The sequence below is a fragment of the Azonexus sp. GW821-FHT04F04 genome (genome assembly GCF_059420025.1).
In genome coordinates, this window is sequence record NZ_JBWKSX010000001.1 from 560,192 (window position 1) to 585,721 (window position 25,530).

Consider the following 25,530-nt stretch of genomic DNA (forward strand, 5'->3'; position numbering starts at 1 on the left):
CTAGTCCCCGCCTCCGCCGCAGCCGCCGCCGCAACCGCCGCCATCGGAAGAGCCTGAGTCGCCGGAACATCCGCCACTACTGCCGCTGCAGCCAATGTGGCTGGCGCAATAGCCCGAACCCGCCGCGCCACCGCTGGCCGCCAGGCAGTCCAGTTGATAGACGAAGCCACCGGCGATGCCCAGCGCGGCATCGAGTGCAAACAGGCGGGGCAGGCGTTCCGGGGTTTTCGGGTTGATTTTCTCGTGCGCACAGGCCAGTCGCCACGCACGCTTGAGGCCATCGCTGGCCTGGGTTGGCGTGCTCATGGCCTCGGCCGGCGTGTGGTGCAGGAAGCGGCCGAAGGCGTGGCGGCAGAACTTGTCGTACTGACGCGTGAACAGGATGAACTCGTGCCAGGCGTCGTCTGCCGCCTGCGACGGCATGGCGACCATGTGTCGGCCAGCCTTGCGGCAAAGCTGAAAATAATCGTCGAGCGCCGCGAAAACTTCGCTGCGCTGCTCGGCGCTCAGTTCCGGGCGGCGGGCCGCCAGCCGCTGGTCGAGGAAACGCTGGTAGGGATAGGCCGCGATATACGCGCCGCGCCGCTGCCGGCTCCAGTTGCGCCAGAGCAGCACGCTAGCCAGAACCAGCAGTGAAATGAGAACAATCTTGCCCATTTTCAGCCGTTGATATCGAAGCAGAGATATTTGATTTCGAGGTAGTCCTCGATGCCGTACTTCGAGCCTTCGCGGCCGAGGCCGGATTGCTTGATGCCGCCAAAGGGCGCGACTTCATTGGAAATGAGCCCGGTGTTGACGCCGACCATGCCGTATTCGAGCGCCTCACCCACCCGCCAGCAACGGCCGACATCGCGCGTGAAGAAATAGGCGGCCAGGCCGAACTCGGTGTCGTTGGCCATGGCGATGGCCTCGGCCTCGGTTTCGAATTTGAAGAGCGGGGCGACCGGACCGAAGGTTTCTTCGCGGGCGACCTGCATGGCGGTTGTGACATCGGCCAGCACGGTCGGCTGGAAGAAATTGCCACCGCGTTCGTGACGGGCGCCACCACACAGCACGCGGGCACCCTTGCTGAGCGCATCGGCGACGTGAGCCTCGACCTTGCTCAGGCCGGCAGCGTTGATCAACGGGCCTTGGGCGACGCCTGATTCGGTGCCGTCGCCAACCTTTAGGCCACGCGCCTTGTCGGCGAATTTGGCGGCAAATTCCTCGTAGATGCCCGACTGAACGAGAAAGCGATTGGCGCAAACGCAGGTCTGGCCCGTGTTCCGGTATTTTGCCGCCAAAGCGCCGTCGACCGCAGCATTGACATCGGCGTCGTCAAAAACGATGAATGGCGCGTTGCCGCCGAGTTCAAGCGACAATTTCTTGATGGTCGGCGCGCATTGCGCCATGAGCAGGCGGCCGACAGCAGTCGAGCCGGTAAACGACAGCTTGCGGACGATCGGGTTGGCGCACAGTTCGCCGCCGATTTCGGCCGGCTTGCCGGTTATCACGTTCAACACCCCGGCCGGGAAACCTGCCTGCTCGGCCAGCACAGCCAGCGCCAGCGCGCTGAGCGGCGTCGCTTCGGCCGGCTTGATGACGACCGGACAACCGGCGGCCAGGGCCGGGGCAACCTTGCGCGTGATCATGGCGAAGGGGAAATTCCACGGCGTGATCGCCGCGCAGACGCCGATTGGCTGCTTGATGACGATCAGCCGGGTATTCGAGGCCGGGCTGGGAATGCTCTCGCCGTAAGTGCGCTTGCCTTCCTCAGCAAACCATTCGATGAAGGACGCACCGTAGATGACTTCGCCCTTGGCTTCGGCCAGCGGCTTGCCGCATTCGGCCGTGATGATCTGCGCCAGATCGTCGACGTTGTCGAGGATCAGCCGGTTCCAGGCCTGTAGAATCTGGGCGCGGCGACGAGCAGTCAGGGCGCGCCAGGCTGGCCAGGCGGCGTTGGCGGCATCGATGGCACGGCGGGTTTCGGTGGCGCCGCAGAGCGGCACTTCGCCGATCTGGTTGCCGCTTGCCGGGTTGATCACGGCGAAGGTCGAACCATCGTCGGCGGCATTCCAATTTTGGCCAATTTTTCCGGTTGACCGTAGCAAGTCGGTATTTTGCAGTTTCATGGGGTTGAAAAATCCTGTAAAAACGCTAAGTTAGCAACTGTTTCAAGAAAGAGCATTAGCCTGATGCGCACTGCCACCCTGTTGCTCTCCCTAGTTTCGGTACTGCTGGTCGCCGCCTGCGGCAGTCCCGCGCTGCGTTCCGGCTCCTCGCCGGAAACTATAGCGCAAGGTTCGCGTCCGGTCAGCGAGAAGGGCAATGAAGTGGTTTTCTACGCCATGGGGCTGATCGATACCGGCTATCGTTTTGGCGGCAAGAACCCGGAAGCCGGGCTCGATTGCAGCGGCATGGTCAGCTACATCTATGGCCGGGCGGCGGGCCTGAAGGTGCAGGGCAGCGCCGCCGACATCGCCCGCAATGGCCGGGCGATCGAACGCACCGAATTACGGCCGGGCGATCTGGTTTTCTTCAATACCCTCAACCGCTCGTATTCGCATGTCGGGATATTCATCGGCGATGCACGTTTCATCCATGCCCCGTCGACCAACGGGAAGGTTCGCATCGACCGCCTGAGTGACCGCTATTACGCCTCACGCTTTGAGGCGGCGAGAACGTTCTTCGACTGAACTCAGCTGGTGCCGGACTCGATCGCCGCAGCGACCTGGTGCCGAAGTTCGTCGAGGTCGTCGGTCGAGATGCCGAGGAAGTCCTGCGCCCGCTCAAACAAATCGTTGCCGACCTTGATGTCCTCGTCAAGGACTTCGCTGAGCAGGTGCTCGGCGACCTGAGTTACCGCAATCAGCGAAAGTGCGCCGCCCGGCAAAGTCCGATCCGGCAGGTCGTAGGCGTCTTTCTCGTGATGAAAGCGGATGGCCTGACCGAGTATCGCCGGCAACCCCCAGTTGCGCACCAGCAACGAGCCAACGACGGGATGGCTGCAGGGGAAATACTGTTCCTCGGCTACATTCAGCATGATGCCTTCGCGACGGCATTTTTCGAGCACCTCACCGTAATTCGGGAAGCGCCGCATCAATAGCGGTATCGCCGCGTCGTGAAACAACGCGTAAGTGTACGCAGCATCAGCCGAAATTCCGTACTGGCGGCGGGCAATCATGCTCGATGCAAGGGACAGCATCGTTGTCCGCTTCCAGAATTGCTCGATCCACGCCGCCGGCAGGCCCGTGACGCTGGCGCGCAGGGCCGAAGCAACGACCACGCAGACGACATTCTTCGTTCCGAGACGCTCGACGGCCTTGCGTACGCTGGAAACCGGACTGCTCGTGCCAAACAATGGCGAATTGGCGAGTTTCAGGGCGGAGGCCGACATGCCTGCATCGCTGCCAATGATCTCGGCGAGCCGAATCAAGTCCGGCTCGTCTTTTTGCCCTTCTTCCATGGCGTCGCAGACCATGCGCGGGCAAGTCGGGATATCAATGGTTGCTATGACTTTCTGCAGGTCTTCGGGCGACAGTTCGTGGCTGCTAAGGGGCATGGCAATTTGATAATTTATGCAATATTGTTGATTCGATGGAGCTTAATCGATCAGGTGTCATGGACGCAAGGCTTCCCTTGGGGGTAGAATCCTTCCCTCTCAAAGCGCCCGTAGCTCAGCTGGATAGAGTACTGCCCTCCGAAGGCAGGGGTCACTGATTCGAATTCAGTCGGGCGCACCAAAATTCAATGATTTAGGCCACTTTCGAGTGGCCTTTTTCATGCCGGGGACTGGTTTTTTACGGAAATCAGGACGCCTCCTGCGGGCTTTCAAGCGGCAGCGAAAGCCGGAAGCAGGTTCCCTGACCGGGGATGCTGCGTACATCCAGTTGCCCGCCGTGTTTTTTGACGATGATGTCGTAAGAAATTGACAAGCCCAGACCGGTGCCTTTGCCGACCGGTTTGGTGGTGAAGAATGGCTCGAAAATCCGGTTGCGGACTTCTTCGCTCATGCCTTGTCCGGTGTCCTCGACCTCAAACCAGACTTGCTTGTTCTCGGTTCCCGAACGCACGTAAATCTTGCCCTGTTGCTCAATGGCCTGGGCGGCATTGACCAGCAGGTTCATGAATACCTGGTTGATCTGCGCCGGCACGCAGTCCACGGGCGGAATGTCGCCCAGTTCACGGATAATTTCGGCTTTGTATTTGAGCTCGTTCCAGACCACGTTCAGGGTGCTTTCAATCGCGGCGTTGAGGTCGGCGCGCTGATGTTCGGCCTGATCGACGTGGGAGAAATCCTTGAGGTCCTGAACGATCTTGGTGACGCGGCTCAGGCCTTCCTGCGACTCGGCAACCAATGATGGAAGGTCTTCGCGAAGAAAGTCGAGATCGGCTTTCTTGCGAGCTGCTGAAATCTCGTCTGGCACTCCGGCTTCGTAGGCGCTGATGACGTTGAGCAGTTGGGAAACGTAGGTTTTCAGGGTGCCCAGGTTGGAGTTGACGAAACCGACCGGATTGTTGATCTCGTGCGCGACGCCTGCCGCAAGTTGGCCGATGGCAGCCATTTTCTCGGACTGCAGAAGTTGTTGTTGTGCCTCTTCGACCTTGCGTAGCAGGAGTTCAAGTTCCTTCCGGTCGTTCTCCAGCTTGATATTGGCCTCGCCGAGCTGTGAGGTGCGTTCCGCTACGATTTCTTCCAGGCGGTTCTGGTATTGCCGCAGGTCGTCCTCGGCGCGGTGGCGCTCGGTCACATCCTGCAGGGTTTCAATGGCGCCAATCCGTTGTCCCTCGGCATCGCACAATGGCGCCGCAGTAAAGAACAGCCAACGCCCATTTTCGCCCATATGGGGGAACAAGGCCTCACCCTCGAAGGCGCCGCCGATATTGGCTGAGCGCCGAAAAATGCCGTGGTAGTAGGTGTCGAACTGTTCTTCAAGACTTCCGTCAACGATCAGGTCGGCCATCACCGGGCGACTCTCCGGATAGAAAGCCTTCCATTGCTCTGTAGTGCCGACCATCTTGGCTGCCGGCAGGCCGCTGATCATTGCGCAAGCCTGGTTCCAGTGGGTGATTTGATGATTGGCGTCGATGACGAAGGTCGGAACAGGGTCGCCATCGATAATTTGAGCGAGCAATTGCTGCATATTGCGTTTGCTTGCCTCGGCGCGCTTGTGTTCCGATTCGAGCAGTTTTTTCTGGGTCATTTCGACCTGTTGCATGGCCAGCTTTAAACGACCCTGTTCGACCAGCAGTTGTTCGTTGGTCTGCGTTAGGGCTTGGGTGCGCGCCTCGACCTGGGCTTCGAGGGTCGTGTTGACCTTTTCCAGTTCGTCGTTGCGCGCCGCGATCATGCGGAACATCGCATTCATGCCGCTGAGCAGGCTGGTCGTCGCCGGGTCGGCGACCATGTTTTTTTCCTCGTTGAAGGCCTGCTCGGGGGGTATGCCTGCCTGGATTTTCCGGATTTGGCGGGCCATCGACTGGTCCATGCCGAGGATGTGATGGGCCAGCCAGCTACTCAGGAAACGCAACAGGAATTCGAGGTCGCCGCTCTGCATGTCGCGCATCCTGACCACTTGCTGGCCGAAATCGACATGCACGTTGTGATGGATTTCGACGAAACGTGGGTCGCAGCCGGTGCTGGCCATCAACTCTTCTTCGTGCTGGAAGTGCGTTACCGCGTACTCAACGAGCTGCGCCAGCACCTTGTCGATTTCTTCCGGTGGCGTGGATGTGGACTGATGCTCGATGATCCAGTTGATCAGGGTCACCAGCCCCTGATGCTCGGTGTCGACCTGAGGTTGGCCGGTAACGAAGCTGTCATTCCAGACAAAAATATCCATGCTCAATTTTCTCCTGTCACCGGGCCGAGTACCCGAAGAATCTCATCCGGCGTGGTGGCACCGGCCTGAACACGCTCAGCGGCGTGATGGATGATGCTGCGCAGGCCCCTTTGCCGGGCCTGACGGCTTATTTCCAGCACGCTAGCCCCGCTGCCTATGCAGTCCCGCAACTGGTCATCAAGGGTCAGAATTTCGTAAATGCCGAGGCGACCCTTGTAACCGCTGCCGTGGCAGGTAGTGCAGCCCTGGCCCCGTCGGATTTCGGTGATCTCGGCAAAGGCACTGCCCAGGCGAGATATGACGAACGGGTCAGGTGCGGCAGGCTGGCTGCAGTCCGGGCAGACGCTGCGCACCAGGCGCTGGGCGATGATGCCTTCGAGGGCGGTGGCGACCACATAGGGTTTGAGTCCGAGATCGAACAGCCGGGCGATGGTGGCGACAGCCGAGTTGGTGTGCAGCGTCGAGTAGACGAGATGCCCGGTCAGTGCCGCGTGGAAGGCGACCTCGGCGGTGTCGAAATCACGGATTTCTCCGAGCAGGATGACATCCGGATCTTGCCGGAGCAGGGCGCGCAGGACGGCTGGAAAGGTCAGCCCGATCTTTTCGCGAATCAGTACCTGGCCGGCCATGTCGAGGTAGTACTCGACCGGGTCCTCGATGGTGACGTAGTTTTTGTCAGGCGTTGCATCGTGCTGGAGCAGCGAATAGAGCGTCGTTGTCTTGCCGCTGCCAGTCGGGCCGGTGGCAAGGATGATGCCCTGCGGCTTGGCCACCATGTCGGTGACGCGACGCAGGTCGCCGCTTGAAAAACCAAGTTTCTCGATGGTGTGGACTGTCGAGTTCCGGTCAAGGATGCGCATGACGATTTTTTCGCCATTGATCGTCGGTAGTGTGGAAATGCGCAGATCGACCATGCGCATCGGCGTCTTGACAGTAATGCGACCATCCTGGGGGCGACGCCGTTCGGAAATGTCGAGTTCCGACATGATTTTCAGGCGCGAGACGAGCGATTGATGCAGGTGGTGCGGGATATGGATCTTGTCGGCGAGCACGCCGTCGATCCGGTAGCGCACGACCACGCTGTTGGTGCGTGGCTGGATGTGGATGTCGGAAGCGCCGAGGCGGATGGCTTCGAGAATGATGGCGTTGGCCAGCCGGATGGCCGGCGGCGCCTCGGTGTCGCGCAGCAGGTCTTCGAGCTTGGCGGCATCTTCTTCCTCGATGACGATTTCGATGCCTTCGTAGGGGTCGGCTGAACTGACCAGCGTTTCCAGTTCCTTGAAGTCGACTTCGCCGCCGCCATAGACTTCATCGACTTTCTTGCGGATCGCTGCGACGTCGGCCGTCACCGCATTGATATCGAGGCCGGCAGTGAAGCGGACTTCATCGATCAGCCCCTCGTCCAGCGGGTCGGCCATGGCCAGCATCAGGCGCCGACCGTCGAGCTTGAGCGGCACAACGCACTGGCGAAGGCAGAAGCTGCGCGGGATCAGATCGGTCAGGGCGGTATCGACACGGAATTCCGGCAACTGGACTTCCTCGATCATCATGTCGGTCTTCAGTAGCTCGCGGATGCGTCGTTCCGGCACCCAGTCGTTTTCGAGGAGCAGGGTGATCAGCGGCTCCTTGCGCCGCTCCTGCTGCAGGGTCAGTTCCTGCAACTGGCTATCGGTCAGCAGGTTCTTCTTGTGCAGCATGATGCCCAGCCGGCTACGGTGGGTGGCGGCGAGCCTCGACAGCGCCGAGATTTCCTTCGATTTGAGGTCGTTTTCCGCACGCAGACTCTTGTTGCGGCTGATCAGGTCGAACTGTTCGAGGGCGAGTGCTACGGTCACCCGCAGATCATCGTCATTCCACGGTTTGAGGATGAATTTGTAAACGGCGCCTTCGTTGATCGCGCCCATCACGGCATCGGTGTTGGCATGCCCGGTGAGCATGATGCGGATAGTGTCGGGCGAGCGTTTTTTGACTTCCTGCAGGAACTGCGCGCCGTTCATGCCGGGCATCATGAAATCGCTGATGACGAGGTGGATGGGGCCGGTGGCGAACTTTTCCAGCCCTTCCTTGGCGCTCCAGGCGGTGATGACTTCGTAGTTTTCCTGATGGAAAACACGACTGAGCGCCTTGACGATGCCGGGCTCGTCATCGACAAAGAGCAGGCGGTAACGCGGCGGTGTCAGGTGCGTCGCCGGGGCTTGCGGGCTGGCGGTCTTGCCGGTAAATAGCGCGGAATAATCGGTCATGGCGGTGTCGGGAAGAACAGGCTGACGGTGGTTCCCACGTCGGGCTGGCTGTCGAGGCTGATGCGTCCGCTGTGCGCCTGGACGACGTTGCGGGCAGTTGCCAGGCCGAGTCCGACGCCGGAGCCGACCGGCCGCGTCGTGTAGAACGGCTCGAAGGCGTGTTCGATCTGTTCCGCGGTCATGCCGACTCCGGTGTCGTGGATACGGATGTGGATGCCTGCCTCGTCGGCTTCGGACGAGATCTTGACCTCTCCTGGCCGGCCGCTGTCGGCGATGGCCAGTACGGCATTGCGGATGACGTTGAAGAACAGCTGATTGATATGTCCGGGCAGGCAGACAATGCTGGGCAAGGGGAGTAAATCGAAACGGAAATGGATGCCGGGCGGCATTTTCGCTTCGACCATGCTGACCGCCTCGTGCAGGCAATTGTTGAGGTCGGCATATTCTTCGCTGGCGCGGTCGACGTTCGAAAATGCCTTCAAATCAGCCACGATGCGGGCTATGCGCTCCATCCCCTTGGCACTGTCGTGAAGCAGGTCAATGCCGTCTTCGAGAGTGAAGTCGAGATCCAGCGCTTGCCAGCCCTCGGCAAGCGAACCCGGGTGCGTTTTCAGTTCGGCAAATTTGGCGAGGTACTTCTCGAAGGTCGAGAGGTTGCTGCGCACGAAGCCAAGCGGGTTGTTGATCTCGTGCGCCATGCCGGCCGCCAGTTGGCCGACCGAGGCGAGTTTTTCCGCTTCGTAGAGCATCTGCTGGCGCTCTTCGAGTTCGCCGACCTGTTTCTTGACGCGAGCTTCCAGTTCGCCCGAGAGTGCTTTGTAGCGCGCCTCGGATTCGCTCAGGCGGGCGTGTTCGCGCTTGAGCGATTCGAAGTCTTCGGCCACCGATTCGAGGTGCAGGGTCGACGCCATCTTGAAGCGGACCTCGGCGCGAAGGAGGCTCAGCATGAGCTGGCGAGCGGCGCTCAGCGCGGCCGGCGAGGCGCTGCTGCTGAGCAGGTAGCCGATTGGTTCGAGTTCAAGGATCAGCGCCTCGCGGCGCGCCTCGGGCGAGGGCTGCCCCCAAAGCGTTTTGCCGGTGTCGTCGGTCAGGGCGAAATTGCCGCCGAGCAATGCGCTGAGTGCCGGGCCGATTTTTTCCTGGCTGGCGGCATCGAGCAATTCATCGAGCCGCCACTCGCGGTCAAAGCCCAGACTCACGGGTTTTCCCCCAGAGTGCCGGCTACGAAGGCGTCTTCGCTGAGGCCGTGTTCGGACTGCAATTTCAATTTTTGGCAAAAATTCCGGTAGACCGTGCGAATGAGCAATTCAAAGCTCGTTTCGACGCCTTGCCCGGTCAGGGCGATGGCGAAGACCAGTGGCCAGGGCGCCGCCGACCAGCGTTCGCGGATTTCGGCCTCGGGGACGGCGCTTGGCAGGTCGCACTTGTTGAACTGGACGACCATCGGCAGGTGTTCAAAATCGAGGCCGACGCGGGCACAGTTGGCGGCCAGGCTCTGGAAGGATTCGCCGTTGTTGGTTTCCTGGGCGCGGTCGGCATCGGCCACGAAAACCACGCCATCGGCGCGCGACAATACGGCCTTGCGCGTGCCGTCATGGGCCACTTGTCCAGGCACGGTGAACAACCGGAACTTGATGAGCAGCCCCGACGGTGCCCGAAATCCGAGCGGCAGCAGGTCGAAGAAAAGCGTGCGGTCGTCCTTGGTCTCCATGGTCATCACCTCGCCCTTCAGTTCCGGGGCGAGCAGGTCATGCAGGCGCAGCAGGTTGGTCGTCTTGCCGCTCTGCGCCGGGCCGTAATAGACCAGTTTGAAAGTCAGGTGCCGGGCATCGCTTTCGGGCATGGCGCCGTCAGTCCTTGCTCTGGAATTCGGGATCGAGCACGACGGAGCCATCCGGGCCCCAGTTGACTTCGGTGATGCCGGGTTCGATGCGTTCCAGTCGTTCGGCTTCGACCTGTTCCGGCGTGATGTCGCCCATTTCAAGACGAACCAAATTGGCCAGTTGGCGGTTTTCCAGCATCAGGTCGCGGTGAGCCAGTGCCTGGCCGATGGCCGACATCAGGTCGTAGTCGTTCCACGGCTTGCCGATGAAGCGGTCGATGCCGACTTCGTTGACGGCGCGAACCAGGGCGTTGAGATCGGCATAGCCGGAGAGAATCAGGCGGGCCGCATCGGGCTGGATGGCCTTGGCCGCCTTGAGGAACTCGATGCCATCCATGCCCGGCATGCGGTAGTCGCTCATGAGCAGGTCAAACTCTTCATTCCGCACCGCTTCGAGAGCGGCCAACGGTGAATTGAAATCGATCACATCCAGCGTGTAGCTCTTGTTGCCGTATGCACATGGCGCCAGACGCAAGACGCGCTTGAGGGCTTTGAGAATGGAGTCCTCGTCATCGACGATCAGGATGCGGCTCATTTTTCCTCCTGGCGAATATAGAGCGTCAGCATTTGCTGTTCCGAATGTTCCATCCTGGTTAGCTGACCGATGATTTCTGCAGTCAGCGCGGTCCCCTTGGCGAGCAGCAGATACCCATCGCGATGCATGAGGTCGCGGCTCAGTACCATGCCGGATTTCAGATGCATGGTACGCAGAGGGGTTTCCGTGAAGCCGCTTTTGACTGTTTCGGCGAGTAGCGCAGCGAAAGCGTCAACGGCTGCCGGGTCGTAGCGCTTGCCGCGGTTCTCGATCAGAAAATTGAGCGCTTCGACAGGCTTCAGCGGACGCTGGGCCAGCGTGCCGATGATCAGCGAATCATATTCATTGACTACGTGAATGATGCGGCTGCCTTGCGGAATGGCAATTCCCGCCAGATGGTCCGGGTAGCCGCTGCCGTCATAGCTTTCGTGGTGATGGCGAACGAGGATGGCGGCATCCTTGAACTTGTCGATGCCCATCAGGATGTTCTGGCCAATGACCGGGTGTTTCATGACCAAAGCCCGTTTTTCAGCGGTCAGCGTATTGAACGGCTTGCCAAGCAGTTCGTCGGGCAGGCCGAGTTTGCCGATGTCGTGAAGCAGTCCGGCCAGCATGATGTTCTGGATCTCGACATCGGAGAGACCGAGACGTTGGGCCACACTGCGCGCATGTTCGGCAACTCGCCGGCCGTGGCCCGAAATCTGGCTGCCAGCCGGGCCGCTACGCAGTTCGATCAGCCCGGCAAAGACCTGGACGCTGGTCAGAAACGCCTTTTTCAATTCACTGTGCGTTTGCTCGACAAAGCTCAGGGCCTGGCGCAACTCGGCGGTGCGCTCGGCGACCTTTTGCTCGAGGCTGGCATTGAGTTCTTTCAGCTGCTCATTCTGCGCCTGGGTCAGCGATGTCAGACGCTGGTTTTCCCGTTTCAGATTCTGGTGCTCGATCGCTTCGGCAACAATGGTGACGATTTCGTTGTCGTCCCACGGCTTCGAAATGTAGCGATAAATTTCGCCCTGATTGATCGCGGCAACCGTCGAGGTAATGTCGGCGTAGCCGGTGAGCAGGATGCGCATGACATTGGGCCAGCGATTGCGAACCTCCTTGAGGAAGGTCGCCCCATCCATCTCGGGCATGCGCATGTCCGAGATGACCAGGTCGATTTCTTCCCTCTCAAGAATTTCCAGCCCGGCAGCACCGCCTTCGGCAATGAATATGCGGTAGCCGTGCGGCCGAAACAGGCGGCGCAGTGCGGAAAGAATGCCCGGCTCGTCATCGACGAAGAGCAGGGTGGGTTGGGCGATTTCCTCGCTCATGATGAAGTCTCCGAATCTTTTGTTTCAGTGATCTGCCTCGGATTGATTGGCAGCAGAAGACGGAAAGTGGTGCCTTGTCCCTCGGTGCTCTCAACCTCGATCAGGCCGCCATGTCGTTTGATAATTCCGTACGACAGCGAAAGCCCTAGGCCGGTCCCCTTGCCCACCGGCTTGGTCGTAAAGAACGGCTCGAAAATCCGGTTGATGTGCTCCGGTGCGATTCCCTTGCCAGTATCGCTGATTTCAACGCACACCTTGTCGTTGCCATGAAGGCTGGTGCGAATCGTAATGGTGCCCTGCCTTTCAATGGCGTGACCGGCATTGACCAGCAGGTTCATGAAGACCTGATTGAGTTGGGAAATGAGGCAGAACACATGCGGGATTTGGCCATATTCCTTGACCACTTTGGCCTTGTACTTCAACTCGTTCCAAACGATGTTCAGCGTCGAGTCAATGCCTTGATGCAGGTCGGCCTCCTGCCATTCCTGTTCGCCGACACGCGAGAAGTTCTTGAGGTCCTGCACGATCTTGCGGACACGCCCCAAGCCATCCTTTGACTCGGCGAGAAGACTGAATATGTCCTCTTTGAGAAAGACAAAATCGCGCTGTTCCATCAAACGCCTGATTTCTTCTGCATGCGGATTTGCTTCACCCTCCTGGCCGAGCAGGGCTTCGTAGGCAGTGATGATGTCCATCAGGTCGTGTACGTAGCCATCCAGTGTGCCCAGATTGGAATGAACAAAACCGATCGGGTTGTTCAGTTCGTGGGCGACCCCCGCCGCCAGTTGCCCGATGGATGCCATTTTTTCCGACTGCATCAGCTGGTTGTTGGCCTCTTCCAGTCGTTTGTTGAGTTTTTTCTGCTGGGCGAGGGCTTCGTCCATCAGCAATTGTTGGGCTTTTCGTTCAGTTATATCGGTCAGCACCCCGTCGTAAAACTCGGGCCGGCCGTCCGCGTCGTGACGAACCGTGGTGCGACCAAGCACCCAGACCACCTGACCGTCGGCTGTGACCAGACGATATTCCTGAGCGAAGCGAGAGGTGCCCTCGGTGGAGTAACGGGTTGTCTCGTTCTGCATGAGCGGCAGGTCATCAGGGTGAATGACATCAAACACCGGTGGCTGCGCCGCAATCAGCTGATTGGCGGTGTAGCCCCATTGCCGCACATTGTCCGAAATGAAGACCAGCGGCCAGCCTTCGGTGCAGCAAGCCCGAAAACAAACGACCGGACTCGCATTTACCACCTGCGTGGCAAGACGTAGTGCCTTCTCGGTACGTTGTCGACGTACGATACGCCACGTTTCGCTGCCGATCAGTTGTACAGTTTCAACGTCGAATTCGGTGTAATCGCTGGTTTTGTTACCGACCCCTGTCACCATCCGGACCTCCCCCTCCTCCATGACCGGAATGCTGAGCAGGCGAATCAGAGCTGAGTGGCCGGAGGGGAGCCCATGTTTATTCTGCGCGCTGGCGTAGTCATTGATGATGATGGGCTGTTTTTGCCGTGCCGCATCGGCCCAGATACCTGCTTCGGAAATTGGGTAGTGGTTGTCGAAGGCTGCCGTGCAGTAGTCTTTCAGGGTGCTGGTCGACCAGGCAACCAGTTCGATGGTCACGCCATCGATATTGACGAAGTGCATGAAGCCAATCACGCTCTGCGTCAATTCCTCTGCCCGTTCCAGGGCATATTGCATGAATGCTTTTTCGGAAAGCTCCTCGGCTATTTTCGGCAACTCCAACAAAATCACAGAACGGCGGGCCTGTTGGGAAAGCCTGAGCTCTGTGACTCGACGCTCTGTAATATCGATCGTGATGCCACCCAGGTCTGCACTGCCATCTTCGCGGGGAATGGCGAACTTGGTGCTTTCCAGGAATCGTCCGTTCCATTCGTCCTGAATGCGTTCCGTGATGCCGGTGGCCAGAATGCGCGCTTCGTCAGCGACGACTTTTTGTCCGAATTCGCCAGGAAAAACCTCGAGCGAGGGGCGGCCCAGCATATCTTCCGGATTGATGCCGAACTGGTCCTGAAAGCCTTTGTTGGCGAGAAGAATGCGAGAGTCAGCGGCCTTGATGTAAGCGCTTCCGGGCAGGTGGTCGATAAAACGCTGCAGCGTCTTGACTGACGAACTCCATTCATTTTCGGCCAGAACCCAGTTGCTTATGTCTTCGACGATGGCAACAAAAAAATCAACTTTTCCGTTGGCCTTCCGAATCGCGCGCGCTGAAATCGTGGCGTGAACAATGGAGCCATCCTTGTTGATAAAACGCTTTTCCATTGAGTAGCCATCGGAGTTTCCGCGCAAGACTGAATCCATCTTTCTGGCGTCCGTTTCCATGTCGTCCGGGTGACTCAAAGCCTGCCAGTCCGTCTGCATCAACTCTTTGGCCTCATATCCGAGAATACGGCACAGCGCGGGATTGACTGAAAGCCAGGTTTTCTCAGGTGAGATCGTTGCAATTCCAACCATTGCATAGTCGAAAATGGCGCGGAAGCGCTCTTGGCTTTCATGTTCCCGCAACCTGGTTCTCAGCATGGAATGGATACCCAATCCCGAGATGAAGAGCAGGGCGCCGGAAAAAAACCAGTGCATCGGCATCCCGTCTTCTGTCAATGCAGTGAGCTCATCGTGACTCAGGTGGGAGACAACCAGCCATCGATATTCAGCCTTGGCGCCTGAGGCAATCTGAGGGCCTGACAGCATTCCGGACAGTTGTGGATAGACGCTTTGATAGGTCCACAATCCATTTTTGTCCAAAAACTGCCCTTGGTAATCCTTCATGCGCGCCCAACTGGCCGGAAAGCGGCTACCCAGATTGCGCCTTGCATCCTTGAACATGAATCCCCATTCGTCGGCAGGGTCGGGGGAGTGCAGCCAGTATCCGGCGCTATCGACCAACGCAAGATGGGCTTCTGCGCTACTGTCTATAACAAAGCGATCGAGCATGGCCTGGCCCAGATAGTTGATGATGACTATGCCTCGCTTGGCCCCCTGCTGGTCTGATATGGGTAGAGCAAGGCGTAGCATGGGCTTGTACGGTACTTCGATGTTTCCGTTCTCGATATTCAGATCGAGAGGGGAAAGGTAGATGTGCCCGGCGTCCTGTTGCATCGCTTCGGTGAAGTAATAACGGTCTCCCTTGTGCTGGAGCTCTTTTCGCGGCACGAGTATTGGCTGGCCATCGCGCAGGTCGGCACGGACAATTTCCTGGCCGCCTGCATCAATCCAGCGAACCTGGTCGTAGACCTTTTTTGCCTTTGCCAGGCTCATGAACATTGTTTCGACCTGCCCAATCTCAGGCGAGTCAGGATTGCGGGCCAACTTCTGTACTGCTAAGTGATCAGCAATGAAATGCAGGTCGCCGACAATCGACTGTATATGGCGGAGCAGCGATGCGCTGCCGAGCCCCACGCTGAGCACTTCCTGATTTTTTAGTGCGGCGAGTTGTTCCCCTGTTTTGCCGTGGCCATAGAACCAGGTGCCGATGACGACGACCAGAACGACCGGCAGGAACCGCCTGAGAAAAAGGGCCTGCTGACTAAGACGCATGGTCAGCCTTTGGCTATCCGGAAGGCTTCGCGAATCTGCTCACGGAGCAGGTCGTCGTCCCAGGGCTTGGTCAGGAATTTGTAGATGGCGCCGCGATTGATAGCCCCGGTGACCGATTCGATGTCGGTGTAGCCAGTCAGTACGATGCGTATGGTGTCCGGATAAAGTTGGCGGACCCGGGCGAAGAACTCGGTTCCTGACATGTCCGGCATGCGCTGGTCGGAGAGGATGACTTGTACCGGATGCTTGGCCAGATGCTCGAAAGCCTCCGCCGGCGACTGGGCTGTCAGGATGTTGAAGCCTTCCCGGCGCAGCAGGCGCGACAGCGAGGTCAGGATGTTCGGTTCATCGTCGACAATCAGTAGCGTATGTGCCTTTTCCCGTGGCGTATCGGCGAGTTGAAGGCTCTTTCGGCCGGCCAGCAGTTGCTCGAACTCGACTGCCGGTAGCGGCCGGCTGAACAGGTAACCCTGCATCGAGTCGCAGCGCCGGCTACGCAGGAAGCTGGCTTGCGCTTCGGTTTCGACACCCTCGGCCAGAACGCTCAGGTTGAGGCTGCGGGCCATGACGATGGCGGCAGTGGCGATCGCCGCATTGACCGGGTTTTCGGTTATATCGCGGACAAAGCTCTGGTCGATCTTGATCTTGTCGAAAGGTAGCCGCGAGATGTACGACAGCGAGGAGTAACCAGTGCCGAAATCATCAAGGGATATCTTGATGCCCAGTGCCTTGAGGGCCCGACATTGGGCGATGGCTTCGTCGATATCATCGATCAGTGCGCTCTCGGTGATCTCCAGCTCCAGTGCGCTGGCAGGCAGGCCGGTTTCACCCAGGCACTGGCTGACCAGGCTGGGCAGGTTGGTCTGGCGAAACTGACGTGAGGAGAGGTTGACCGCGATGCGCAGATTGGCGATGCCAAGGTCGAGCCATTGCCTGGCTTGCAGACAGGCGGTGCGCAAGACCCATTCGCCGATAGGCAGGATAAGCCCTGTTTCTTCGGCAATCGGAATGAACTCGGCCGGGGAGACCGAGCCGAATTCCGGATGGCGCCAGCGCAGCAAGGCTTCCATGCCGATCATGTTGCCGCTGTCGAGGCTGATCTGTGGTTGGTAATAAACTGTCAGTTCGTTGCGCTGCAGCGCCGAACGCAGGGCTGCCTCGAGCCCGAGTCGACGGGCGGCATCGGCATCCATTTCCGGGGAATAGAAACGGAAGGTATTTTGCCCACTCTTTTTGGCGCGGAGCAGTGCTGCGTCAGCGGACTTGATCAGCGCGTCTACATCGTTGCCATTTCTGGGCGCCACGCTGACGCCGATGCAGGCGCTGACGCTGATGGCGTGCTCGCCCACTTCGAACGGAACGGCAATGGCATCGAGCATGCGCTGGGCGAGCGCTATGGTGTCCCGTTCGTGGCTCAGGTTGGCCATCACGAAGCCAAATTCGTTACCGGAGCGGCGGCCGACAGTATCGCCATCGCGTACCTGCAAATTGAGCCGGCGCGCTACCTCGACCAATATCCCGTCGCCAATCGGCGGACCAAGCGTGTCATTGATGAACCGGAAGCGGTCAAGGTCGAGCAGGATGACGGCCGTCTCCCGATTGAAGCGGTGAGCGCTGATCAGGGCCTGCCCGAGGCGATCGGCAAACAGGCTGCGGTTGGGCAGATTGGTCAGTGGGTCGAAACTGGAAAGATATTGAATGCGCTCGGCTGCCGCATGACGTTCAGAAAGATCGCTGAAGACGCCGACGTAATTTGTCAGACGCCCGTTCTTGTCATGTACGGCCGAAATATTCAGCCATTCGGTGACCAGTTCGCCATCCTTGCGCCGGTTGGTAATCTCGCCCTGCCAGTTGCCGTGCCGGCTGATGGCTTCCCACATGTCGCGATAGAACGCCGGGCTATGCACACCGGAACGGAGCAACCGGGGGTTCTTGCCCAGCGCTTCGCTGGCGTCATAGCCGGTTACCTTCGAAAACGCCTGATTGGTGAGCAAAATGTCAGCGTTGGCGTCGGTAATGCAGACGCCGTCGCTGATGCCGGTAAAGACGACTGAGGACAGGCGATGTTCGCTTTCGGCGGCCTTGCGCCGGCTGATGTCGGCCATGGTTCCCAGAGTCAGAAGCGGTTTTCCCTGAGCGTCGCGGCGCAGTATTCGTCCCCGTGCTTCCATCCATACCCAATGACCGTCGGCATGGCGCATGCGAAGTTCGTCCACATGAATTTCGTCACCCTTATCGGTCCCGGCCTCCATCCGTTCCAGAACGGCACTGCGGTCTTCCGGGTGGACCAGTTCAATACTGGCGCTGATTGTTGCCGGCCCTTCGTTCAGGCCAAGAATCCGCGACAGGCTGGGACTCCACTGGCTGGTCCCGCGTTCGTGATCATGCTCCCATATTCCGAAACCGGAGGTGGCCAGGGCGATCTGCAAGCGAGTGTCGAGCTGAACGTTTTCGGCCACGCGCCGGGCGACTTCCTGCTCCAGCCAGGCCTTTTGCCCGGCAACGATATCGCGGGCCCGCTTCAGTTCAAGCTGGGCCTTGACCCTTATGCCGAGGACCGCGGGATTGATCGGTTTGGTTATGTAGTCGACTGCGCCTTCCTGAATGCCGCGTTCCTCGCTGTCAGGGTCGTCGAGGGCGGTGACGAATATCACCGGGATCTGGTTCGTTTCGCCGTCGGCGCGCAGGGCCTTGAGTACGGCGTGGCCGTCCATTCCGGGCATCATGACATCGAGCAGGATGAGGTCGGGCTGGGGGGCGAGCCTGGCGTAACGAATGGCGACCGGGCCGCTGTTGGCGACCCGTACGTCAACGCCGAGATCGCTGATCATTTCTGAAATGGTGCAGAGGTTGTCAGGTACGTCATCGACGATCAACACAATGGGGCGGCCTGGCCCCTGAGTCTTGTTGTCCTGATCTGTCATGCCTCACGCTCCCTACGCATTTCATTCATGGATGCTAGTCTCGCTCGCCCGGCGCGCTCAGACAAGGCAAACCGCGCCCTCAGAAAAAATAATTTCAGGCCATCTGCCTTTTTATTGTTTCAAGCAACGCCGTTGCCGCATCAAAGTTGAAAATAGCGATTTGCTGGTGCAGTTGCTCGCATTCTGCCGGGCAAAGACGTTTCAGATCTGTCTTCAGTTGATTGAACAGCCGAGTCGCTTCAATGTCTCCCGTGCCCAGTAACTCGGCCAGCGCATCGATTCGTTGCCGTAGCGCGCGAGTCGTGGCTTTTTCTTCGATTTCATCCCGATTGCCCTGGTTCGTGGTTTGTCGGGCGGGATCCGTTGTCGGCAAATATTTTGCCAGCAGGACATAGAGGGCATCGGGATAGACCGGTTTGGCGAGAAAATCGGTCATGCCCGCGTCAATGCAGCGTTCCCTGTCTGCGTTAAAGGCATTTGCTGTCAGGGCGATGATGGGGACTGCAGCCCCGTTTGTCAGGGTGCGAATTCGCCGGGTGGCATCGAGCCCGTTGAGTTCCGGCATCTGGACATCCATCAGTATCAGATCGAAATTCGATTCTTTATAGCGGTCGACCGCAAGCAAGCCATTTTCTGCGGTGACCACTTCAAGCCCGACGCTGGTTAGCAGTTCAGCCGCGATATCTCGGTTGATTCGTTCGTCCTCGACGACCAGGACGCGCCCTTTCAGTTGCCCTTGCTGCCAGTTTTCCGGTGCGCTCTCCGATTCGTCTTCTGCAGTGTCGAGGCGGGCAGTAATCCAGAAACGACTGCCGACACCCTGCGTGCTTTCGACGCCGACTTCGCCGCCCATCAGTTCGGCGAGATGGCGGGCAATGGCCAGACCCAACCCGGTTCCGCCAAAGCGTCGGGTAGTCGAGCTGTCGAGTTGCTCGAAGGCATTGAACAGGCGCGCCGTGTCTTCCTGGCGGATGCCGATGCCGGTATCGCTGACGCTGAAGCAGCAGGTTATTTTTTTGCCGTCGGTGGCGAGCAGTTCGCCACTGATCGAAATCGAACCTCTTTCCGTAAACTTGATCGCGTTTCCCGCGAAATTGAGCAGTACCTGGCGCAGACGGGTGACGTCGCCGACGGCGCGTTCCGGCAGGTTCCCGGTATCGATGTGGAGATTCAATCCTTTGCTGGCGGCACGGTCGCGGATCATTGATGCAATGTTTTGCAGGATTTCGGCGGGCGAAAAAGCGTGGCTTTCCAGCATCACCTTGCCAGCCTCGATTTTCGACAGATCCAGAATGTCATTGATGATTTGCAGCAGATGCTCGGCCGCGGCCGAAACCTTGATCAGCTTTTCAAGCTGGTCCGGCTGCAGGGGACTTTGTCTGAGCAGGTAATTGAGGCCAATGATCGCATTCATCGGTGTGCGGATTTCGTGGCTCATGTTGGCCAGAAATTCGGATTTGGCGCGATTGGCCGAGTCGGCTTTTTCCTTCGCTGCGGCCAGCTCGCTGGTGCGCTGTCCGACCAGCTTTTCGAGATGCAGGCGGTGGGCGTGCAGTTCGGCCTCGTTTTGCCGCCGCTCGGTAATGTCCTCCTTGGCGGCGACGTAGTGGGTGACCAGTCCGTTTTTGTCGCGCACGGGTGATATGGTGGCCAGTTCGAGATAGTGCGAACCGTCCTTGCGCTGATTGACGAATTCGCCACGCCAGACCTTGCCGGCGAGCAAGGTTGGCCACATTTCACGATAGATTTCGGGGGCGGTCTCTCCGGATTGGAGAATGTTCGGATTCTGGCCAATGGCCTCCTCTGCCGTATAGCCGCTGGCCTGGGTGAACGCCTCGTTTACGAAGATTATTTTGGCATTTAAGTCGGTGATGACGATGCTTGCCGGGCTCTGCTCGACGGCGGTGGACAGGCGGCGCAAGCCTTCTTCGGCGGTTGCCAGCTGCTGGTTAAGGTCGCGCAGCTGTTTCAACTGGGCTTTAAGTTTGCGCTCCGATTGCTTGCGTGGCGTGACATCCATCGTCATGCCGCCGAGCAGCCGATTGCCTCTTCCGTCTTCGACAGCGAACTTGGTCGATTCATAGTCCCGGCCTTTGAAACTTTCTTCGACGACGATGGTGGTGCCTGTTTCCAGCACTTTCCGGTCGTCGTCGACGATTTTCTGGCCGAATTCGCCGGGGAAAAGTTCCGGGCTGGTCTTGCCGATCATGCCGGCCGGATCGATGCCGAGCAAGGTCTGGAATCCCCGGTTGGCCATCAGAGTCCGCGAGTCGGCATCCTTCAAGTATGCCGTTCCGGGGATGTGGTCAATGAAGCTCTGAAAGGTTAGCAAGGCGCGTTGACTCTCATCCTCTTTCTGCTGAATCTGGTGATCAAACGCCTTTTGCCGACGTTGGTACTGGAACAGCATCAGCGCCGAACCGATGGCTACCAGAAAAAAGAGAATGGCCCGGGTGGTCGCCTGTGTCCGCCACGGGGCGAGAACCTCGGCGAGGTCGCGCGCAGCACCAACGACAAGTGGCGCCGTCATGTGCAGGGTTTCCGGTTGCAGCGTGCGCATCGACATCAGGCGCGCTCTGTCCAGCGCGTAAGAGGTCCCGTTCATCAGGCTGGTCGGCTGGCCGCTGGTCATATGGCGCTTGAAGAACGATCCCGCAATGTTCACTGAAAGCCCGGGATCTGCTTTGTTTTGCTCGGGCACGAGGACCAGGATCTGGCCGTTTCCGTGGATCAACGACAGCGTGGTTTCGCTGCCGGCATGAATGGAATGGAGCAAGGTGCCAATACTGTGGCTGTCGATGGTGGCCGCAATGATGCCGGCAAACTCGCCACGAGGCCCGGCGACCATGCGCGCCACGGTTATTGTGTAAGCCCCCTGGTCGGTGAGCAAGGGGGCGCTCACATAGAGCGCATCGACGTCCGGGTGTTTCTGGGCGCTCTTGAAATACTCGAGCTGAGCGAAATTCCTGCCGATCAGTTCGCTCGAGTTGCTGACCAGAATCGTGCCGCTGGCATCGAAGAAGGCCAGGGTTCGGACGCTTTCCAGCGCCTGTGTCAGCGTGTCGAATTCGCGCGTGACATTGGCCAGCCCGTCTTTGCCGGCAAGTTGCAAGGCTACGGTGTTGCCCAGCTTGTCGATAACCGCGCTGATCGAGCCCAGTCGCCGCCCCATTTCCTCGACGATGATCTGACTGTGATTTTCGAGTCGGCTACTGGCCGTCGTCTCGATATGGTTGCGGGCCTGAATCTGGTCGACCGTAATTTGCATGCCGAGCAACAGAAGCCCGACGGCCAGCGCCAGCCACTGCAGGATATAGGCACGCTGCCGCAATCCCGAGGATGCAGAGGTGCCGGCCGATGGTGGGGGCAGGGTGCTCATTGGCGGTGGGTCAGGACTCCCTTGCTTCGTAGCTGGACAGCGTCACCCCGGCATGGGTGAGGATCTCGCGAATGGCCTTGATGTCCATCCGGCTGCAGGTGCTGCTGTTGTGCGGGTGGTGCAGGAAGGCTTCGACCTTGTTGAGGGTGATCTTGAAGCGGGCGCCGTTGGCCGGTTCGACTTCGGCGCCGAGGTGGTGAAGCAGCGATTCGATTTCGCGCCAGTGAATGTTGGCCGAGGGCGGGTCCTGGAAGATGCTGCGCATCAGGTGGGCATGCTTGTGACTCATGATGAAGCTCCAAGCGTTAGGAACTACACCATTCTATGCCTGCTCGATCTTGCCGTCAGGCGAAAACGATCTTGAGCAGGGCGAGGCAGAGCAAAGTGTAGCCGGCCGCGACAAGGTCGTCGGCCATGACGCCGAAGCCGTTTTTGACGTGCTCGTCAAAATAGCGGGCCGGCTGCGGCTTGGTTATGTCGAAAAAACGGAAAAGCGCGAAGGCGGCCAGTTGCCAGAGGAAAGTGGGCGGCGTCATGAGCAGGATCAGCCAGAACGGCACAATTTCATCCCAGACGATGCTGCCGTGGTCGGGGTCGCCGATGGCGCGGCCGGTAACATCGATGAACCAGATGCCGCCGAGGTATGCCACGGTCAACAGGAAAAACAGGCCAAAATCGGAAAAGTGGTGATGGAACAGGGCGAACATCGCCCATGCGAACAGCGTACCGAAGGTGCCCGGCGCCTTCGGTGCCAGCCCGCTGCCGCAGCCCAGCGCGAAGAAATGCGCCGGGTGGGCGAGCAGGAAGCGCATGCTAGGCGGTTTGGCCAAAGTGGTCGTATCCCTTGCTGCCGAATTCGACGGGCTTGCCGTCGGGGTCGAGGACGGTCACGTCTCCGGTCGGGCCGGCGACCATCTCGCCGATGTTCCACAGCGGCAGTTCGAGCTGCGCGGCAATTTTGGCGATGGCCAGGCTTTGCGTGCCGGGCGCGGTGAAGCACAGTTCGTAGTCGTCGCCGCCGGTCAGCTGGCATTCGAGAGCGATGCGCCGGAGGTCGGCGTCGTAGCTCTCGCCCTTGGGTAGATGCGGCAACTGGACGAGCTTTACCGAGGCGGCGCAGCCAGAGCGTTCGGCGATGTGGCCGAGATCGGCGAGCAGGCCGTCGGAAACATCGATGGCGGAAGAGGCAATGCCATTTAGGGCGAGGCCGAGGGCGACGCGTGGACGCGGCTTTTCAAGGGCGCTGACGCACAGGCGGGGCCACGGCTCGGGCAGCTTGACCTTGTCCTGCAGGTAGGCCAGGCCGAGGCTGGCCAGGCCGGGACGGCCGGAAACCCAGATCTGGTCGCCGGCTTGGGCGCCATTACGACGCAGGGCTTGGCCCGGTTCAACTTCGCCGATGGCCGTGACGCAGACGTTGAGCGGACCTTTGGTGGTGTCGCCGCCAATCACATCGACACCATACTCAGCGGCGCAGGCAAAGAAGCCTTCGGCAAAGGCGGCTATCCACGGCTCGTTGACCGTCGGCAGGGCGCCGGCCAGCGTTACCCAGCGCGGCTGGGCGCCCATCGCGGCGAGGTCCGAGATATTGACGGCCAGCGCTTTCCAGCCGAGGTTCCTGGGGTTGGTGTCGGGCAGGAAATGGGTGCCGGCGACCAGCATGTCGGTGGTGACGGCCAGTTGCTTGCCTGGCGTCGGTGCGATCAGAGCGCAGTCGTCGCCGGGGCCGAGGACGGCCGACGGAGTGGGCCGGGCGAAATACTTGTTGATCAGGTCAAACTCGCCCGGCATTGAATTACTTGCCCTGCTTGCGCGCCGCAACCTCGTCGGCACGAACGACGGCGGCGATCTTGTCGAGCACGCCATTGACGTACTTGTGGCCGTCGGTGCCGCCGAAGGATTTGGCCAGTTCGATGGCCTCGTTGATGATGACGCGGTAGGGCGTTTCGGGATGGTGGTTCATCTCGAAAGCGCCCAGCATCAGGACGCAGGCTTCGATCGGCGAGAGTTCGCTGAACGGCCGGTCAAGATGGGCGGTGACTTGCGAAACCAGCGCTTCGCGCTGACCGATGATGCCGCGCAGACTGCCCACAAAGAATTCGCGATCAGCCTTGGCAAAGCCTTCCTGCTCCGGGGCATAGGCTTCGATGGCGGCCTCGTCGGCACCGCCGACGCGCCACTGGTAAAGACCTTGCAGGACGAATTCGCGGGCGCGGCGGCGGGCCGACTTGGGCGGCGCCTTGACGTCGTGGGGATGTTCGCTGTCGCTGAGGAAGGTGGTCATTGGAGCAGGGCTTTCTGGAGGTTGGCCATTTCGACGGCAGCCTGGGCGCAGTCGCTGCCCTTCGGCTGGGTGCGGATTTCGGCCTGTTCGTCGGTGTCACAGGTCAGGATGCCGTTGGCGATGGGCACGCCGGTATCGAGCTGGACTTCCATGATGGCGCGGCAGGCGTCATTGGAAACCACTTCGAAGTGATAGGTGTCGCCGCGGATGACGGCGCCGAGCGCGACCAGCGCGTCGAAGCTGCCGCTCTGTGCCATGGTTTGCAGGACGAGCGGGATTTCCAGCGCGCCGGGGACGTTGGCGATGGTCATGTCGGCATCGGCGACGCCGAGACGCTTCAGTTCGGTGACGCACGACGAGAGCAGGGCTTCGCAGACCGGCAGGTTGAAACGGCTCATGACGATGCCGACCTTGAGGCCGGCGCCGTCGAGGTTGTTGTCATATTCAAAGATGTTGTCGAAACGGGACATCGTTTATAGCTCCGCGGGCGTGGTGACGAAACCGGTGACTTCGAGGCCAAAGCCGGTCATGGAGGGCATCTTGCGCGGGCTGGAGAGCAGGCGCATCTTGGAAACGCCGACATCGCGGAGGATCTGGGCGCCGATGCCGTAGGTGCGCGGATCCCACTTGACCGGGCCGCTCGGAGCGGTGCCGGTCAGGCGCGAAAGGATGGCTTCGCCGTCTTCCGGGCGGTGCATGAGGACGATGACGCCGTGGCCGAACTTGGCCATGGCCGCTTGCGCTTCCTCGATCGAGAACGACTGGCGCTTGCTGGCCGGGTCGAGGAAGTCGAGCACGGAGAGCGGCTCATGGACGCGAACCAGCGTTTCGTCGCCGGCCGGGATGCTGCCCTTGACCAGTGCCAGATGGGTGGCGCCGCTCGCCTGATCGACATAGGCGTGCATCGTGAAATCGCCGTGGGCGGTGTTGATCGTCTTGCTCGTGACGCGCTTGACCAGGGTTTCGGAGGCGGCGCGGTAGTGGATGAGGTCGGCGATGGTGCCGATCTTGAGGCCATGTTCCTTGGCGAACTCCATGAGCTCGGGCAGGCGGGCCATGGTGCCGTCGTCGTTCATGATTTCGCAGATCACCGAGGAGGATTCGAGACCGGCCATGCCGGCCAGATCGCAACCGGCTTCGGTGTGGCCGGCGCGGACCAGCACGCCGCCTTCGCGGGCGGTGATCGGGAAGACGTGGCCGGGCTGGACGATGTCGTCGATGGTCGTGTTCTTGGCGACGGCGACCTGGATGGTGCGCGCCCGGTCGGCGGCCGAGATGCCGGTGGTGACGCCTTCGGCGGCTTCGATGGAGACGGTGAAGGCAGTGCCGTACTGGGTCTTGTTGTTCTTGGCCATCTGGACGAGGCCGAGCTTCTTGCAGCGGGCTTCGGTCAGTGTCAGGCAGACCAGGCCACGGCCGAACTTGGCCATGAAATTGATCGCTTCGGGCGTGATGTGTTCGGCGGCCATGACGAGGTCGCCCTCGTTTTCGCGGTCTTCTTCATCGACCAGGATGACCATGCGACCGGCCTTGAGTTCGGCGACGATCTCGGCGGTGCTGGCGATGGCGGGATGGGGTGGCATTGGGGTTCCGGGAA

General features: G+C 59.8%; 19 protein-coding genes and 1 tRNA gene. 2 read left to right on the plus strand and 18 right to left on the minus strand.

Features of this window, described 5'->3' with window-relative positions; genetic code table 11:
- Both AC07TV_RS02740 and AC07TV_RS02745 read right to left on the minus strand, forming a co-directional pair.
- Positions 1–657, minus strand: coding sequence for a glycine-rich domain-containing protein (locus AC07TV_RS02740; RefSeq protein WP_494646868.1), 657 nt, complete (start codon positions 655–657; stop codon positions 1–3).
- Between the two features lie 2 nt (positions 658–659).
- The gene (locus tag AC07TV_RS02745) at positions 660–2,114 is read right to left on the minus strand and encodes an NAD-dependent succinate-semialdehyde dehydrogenase (protein ID WP_494646869.1); all 1,455 of its coding nucleotides are present in this window, start codon (positions 2,112–2,114) and stop codon (positions 660–662) included.
- 63 nt (positions 2,115–2,177) lie between these two features.
- Between AC07TV_RS02745 and AC07TV_RS02750 the strand changes: the two genes are divergently transcribed.
- A complete protein-coding gene (locus AC07TV_RS02750) occupies positions 2,178–2,678 on the plus strand; it encodes a C40 family peptidase (RefSeq protein ID WP_494646870.1) in 501 nt (166 codons plus the stop codon).
- Positions 2,679–2,680: 2 nt separating this feature from the next.
- Here AC07TV_RS02750 and AC07TV_RS02755 read toward each other — a convergent pair whose 3' ends face one another.
- Positions 2,681–3,544, minus strand: coding sequence for an HDOD domain-containing protein (locus AC07TV_RS02755; RefSeq protein ID WP_494646871.1), 864 nt, complete (start codon positions 3,542–3,544; stop codon positions 2,681–2,683).
- 104 nt (positions 3,545–3,648) lie between these two features.
- Between AC07TV_RS02755 and AC07TV_RS02760 the strand changes: the two genes are divergently transcribed.
- A tRNA-Arg gene (locus AC07TV_RS02760) sits at positions 3,649–3,725 on the plus strand.
- Between the two features lie 66 nt (positions 3,726–3,791).
- On the opposite strand, the gene AC07TV_RS02765 is transcribed toward AC07TV_RS02760, so the two are convergent.
- From AC07TV_RS02765 to ribBA, 15 genes are all read right to left on the minus strand, one after another.
- Complete coding sequence (locus AC07TV_RS02765; RefSeq protein WP_494646872.1) at positions 3,792–5,825, minus strand: ATP-binding protein; 2,034 nt, start codon at positions 5,823–5,825, stop codon at positions 3,792–3,794.
- Between the two features lie 2 nt (positions 5,826–5,827).
- Complete coding sequence (locus AC07TV_RS02770) at positions 5,828–8,068, minus strand: ATPase, T2SS/T4P/T4SS family (protein WP_494646873.1); 2,241 nt, start codon at positions 8,066–8,068, stop codon at positions 5,828–5,830.
- A complete protein-coding gene (locus AC07TV_RS02775; protein ID WP_494646874.1) occupies positions 8,065–9,267 on the minus strand; it encodes a sensor histidine kinase in 1,203 nt (400 codons plus the stop codon). Before AC07TV_RS02775 ends, AC07TV_RS02770 begins: the two co-directional genes overlap by 4 nt.
- Positions 9,264–9,911 (minus strand): GTP-binding protein, encoded by a 648-nt coding sequence (locus AC07TV_RS02780; protein WP_494646875.1) that lies wholly within the window; start codon positions 9,909–9,911, stop codon positions 9,264–9,266. Before AC07TV_RS02780 ends, AC07TV_RS02775 begins: the two co-directional genes overlap by 4 nt.
- Before the next feature lie 7 nt (positions 9,912–9,918).
- The gene (locus tag AC07TV_RS02785) at positions 9,919–10,485 is read right to left on the minus strand and encodes a response regulator (RefSeq protein WP_494646876.1); all 567 of its coding nucleotides are present in this window, start codon (positions 10,483–10,485) and stop codon (positions 9,919–9,921) included.
- Positions 10,482–11,798: a response regulator c-di-GMP phosphodiesterase, NosR family gene (gene nosR, locus AC07TV_RS02790; RefSeq protein WP_494646877.1), complete on the minus strand. Its 1,317-nt coding sequence runs from the start codon at positions 11,796–11,798 to the stop codon at positions 10,482–10,484. The genes AC07TV_RS02785 and nosR overlap by 4 nt, the downstream gene beginning before the upstream one ends.
- Positions 11,795–15,346, minus strand: coding sequence for a PAS domain S-box protein (locus AC07TV_RS02795; protein WP_494646878.1), 3,552 nt, complete (start codon positions 15,344–15,346; stop codon positions 11,795–11,797). Before AC07TV_RS02795 ends, nosR begins: the two co-directional genes overlap by 4 nt.
- 2 nt (positions 15,347–15,348) lie before the next feature.
- Positions 15,349–18,270 carry an EAL domain-containing protein gene (locus AC07TV_RS02800; protein ID WP_494646879.1) on the minus strand — a complete coding sequence of 974 codons (2,922 nt, stop codon included), beginning with the start codon at positions 18,268–18,270 and terminating at the stop codon, positions 15,349–15,351.
- 94 nt (positions 18,271–18,364) lie between these two features.
- Entirely contained in the window at positions 18,365–21,649 is a 3,285-nt protein-coding gene (locus AC07TV_RS02805) for a PAS domain S-box protein (protein ID WP_494646880.1), read from the minus strand.
- A gap of 10 nt (positions 21,650–21,659) precedes the next feature.
- Positions 21,660–21,938: a type II toxin-antitoxin system HicA family toxin gene (locus AC07TV_RS02810; RefSeq protein ID WP_494646881.1), complete on the minus strand. Its 279-nt coding sequence runs from the start codon at positions 21,936–21,938 to the stop codon at positions 21,660–21,662.
- A 55-nt stretch (positions 21,939–21,993) separates the two neighbouring features.
- Positions 21,994–22,461 (minus strand): phosphatidylglycerophosphatase A family protein, encoded by a 468-nt coding sequence (locus AC07TV_RS02815; protein ID WP_494647373.1) that lies wholly within the window; start codon positions 22,459–22,461, stop codon positions 21,994–21,996.
- Position 22,462: 1 nt separating this feature from the next.
- Positions 22,463–23,440 carry a thiamine-phosphate kinase gene (thiL, locus tag AC07TV_RS02820; RefSeq protein WP_494646882.1) on the minus strand — a complete coding sequence of 326 codons (978 nt, stop codon included), beginning with the start codon at positions 23,438–23,440 and terminating at the stop codon, positions 22,463–22,465.
- A 4-nt stretch (positions 23,441–23,444) separates the two neighbouring features.
- Positions 23,445–23,933, minus strand: coding sequence for a transcription antitermination factor NusB (gene nusB, locus AC07TV_RS02825; RefSeq protein ID WP_494646883.1), 489 nt, complete (start codon positions 23,931–23,933; stop codon positions 23,445–23,447).
- Positions 23,930–24,403 (minus strand): 6,7-dimethyl-8-ribityllumazine synthase, encoded by a 474-nt coding sequence (gene ribH / locus AC07TV_RS02830; RefSeq protein ID WP_494646884.1) that lies wholly within the window; start codon positions 24,401–24,403, stop codon positions 23,930–23,932. The genes nusB and ribH overlap by 4 nt, the downstream gene beginning before the upstream one ends.
- Positions 24,404–24,406: 3 nt before the next feature.
- Positions 24,407–25,516 (minus strand): bifunctional 3,4-dihydroxy-2-butanone-4-phosphate synthase/GTP cyclohydrolase II, encoded by a 1,110-nt coding sequence (gene ribBA, locus AC07TV_RS02835; RefSeq protein WP_494646885.1) that lies wholly within the window; start codon positions 25,514–25,516, stop codon positions 24,407–24,409.
- Positions 25,517–25,530: the final 14 nt, after the last annotated feature.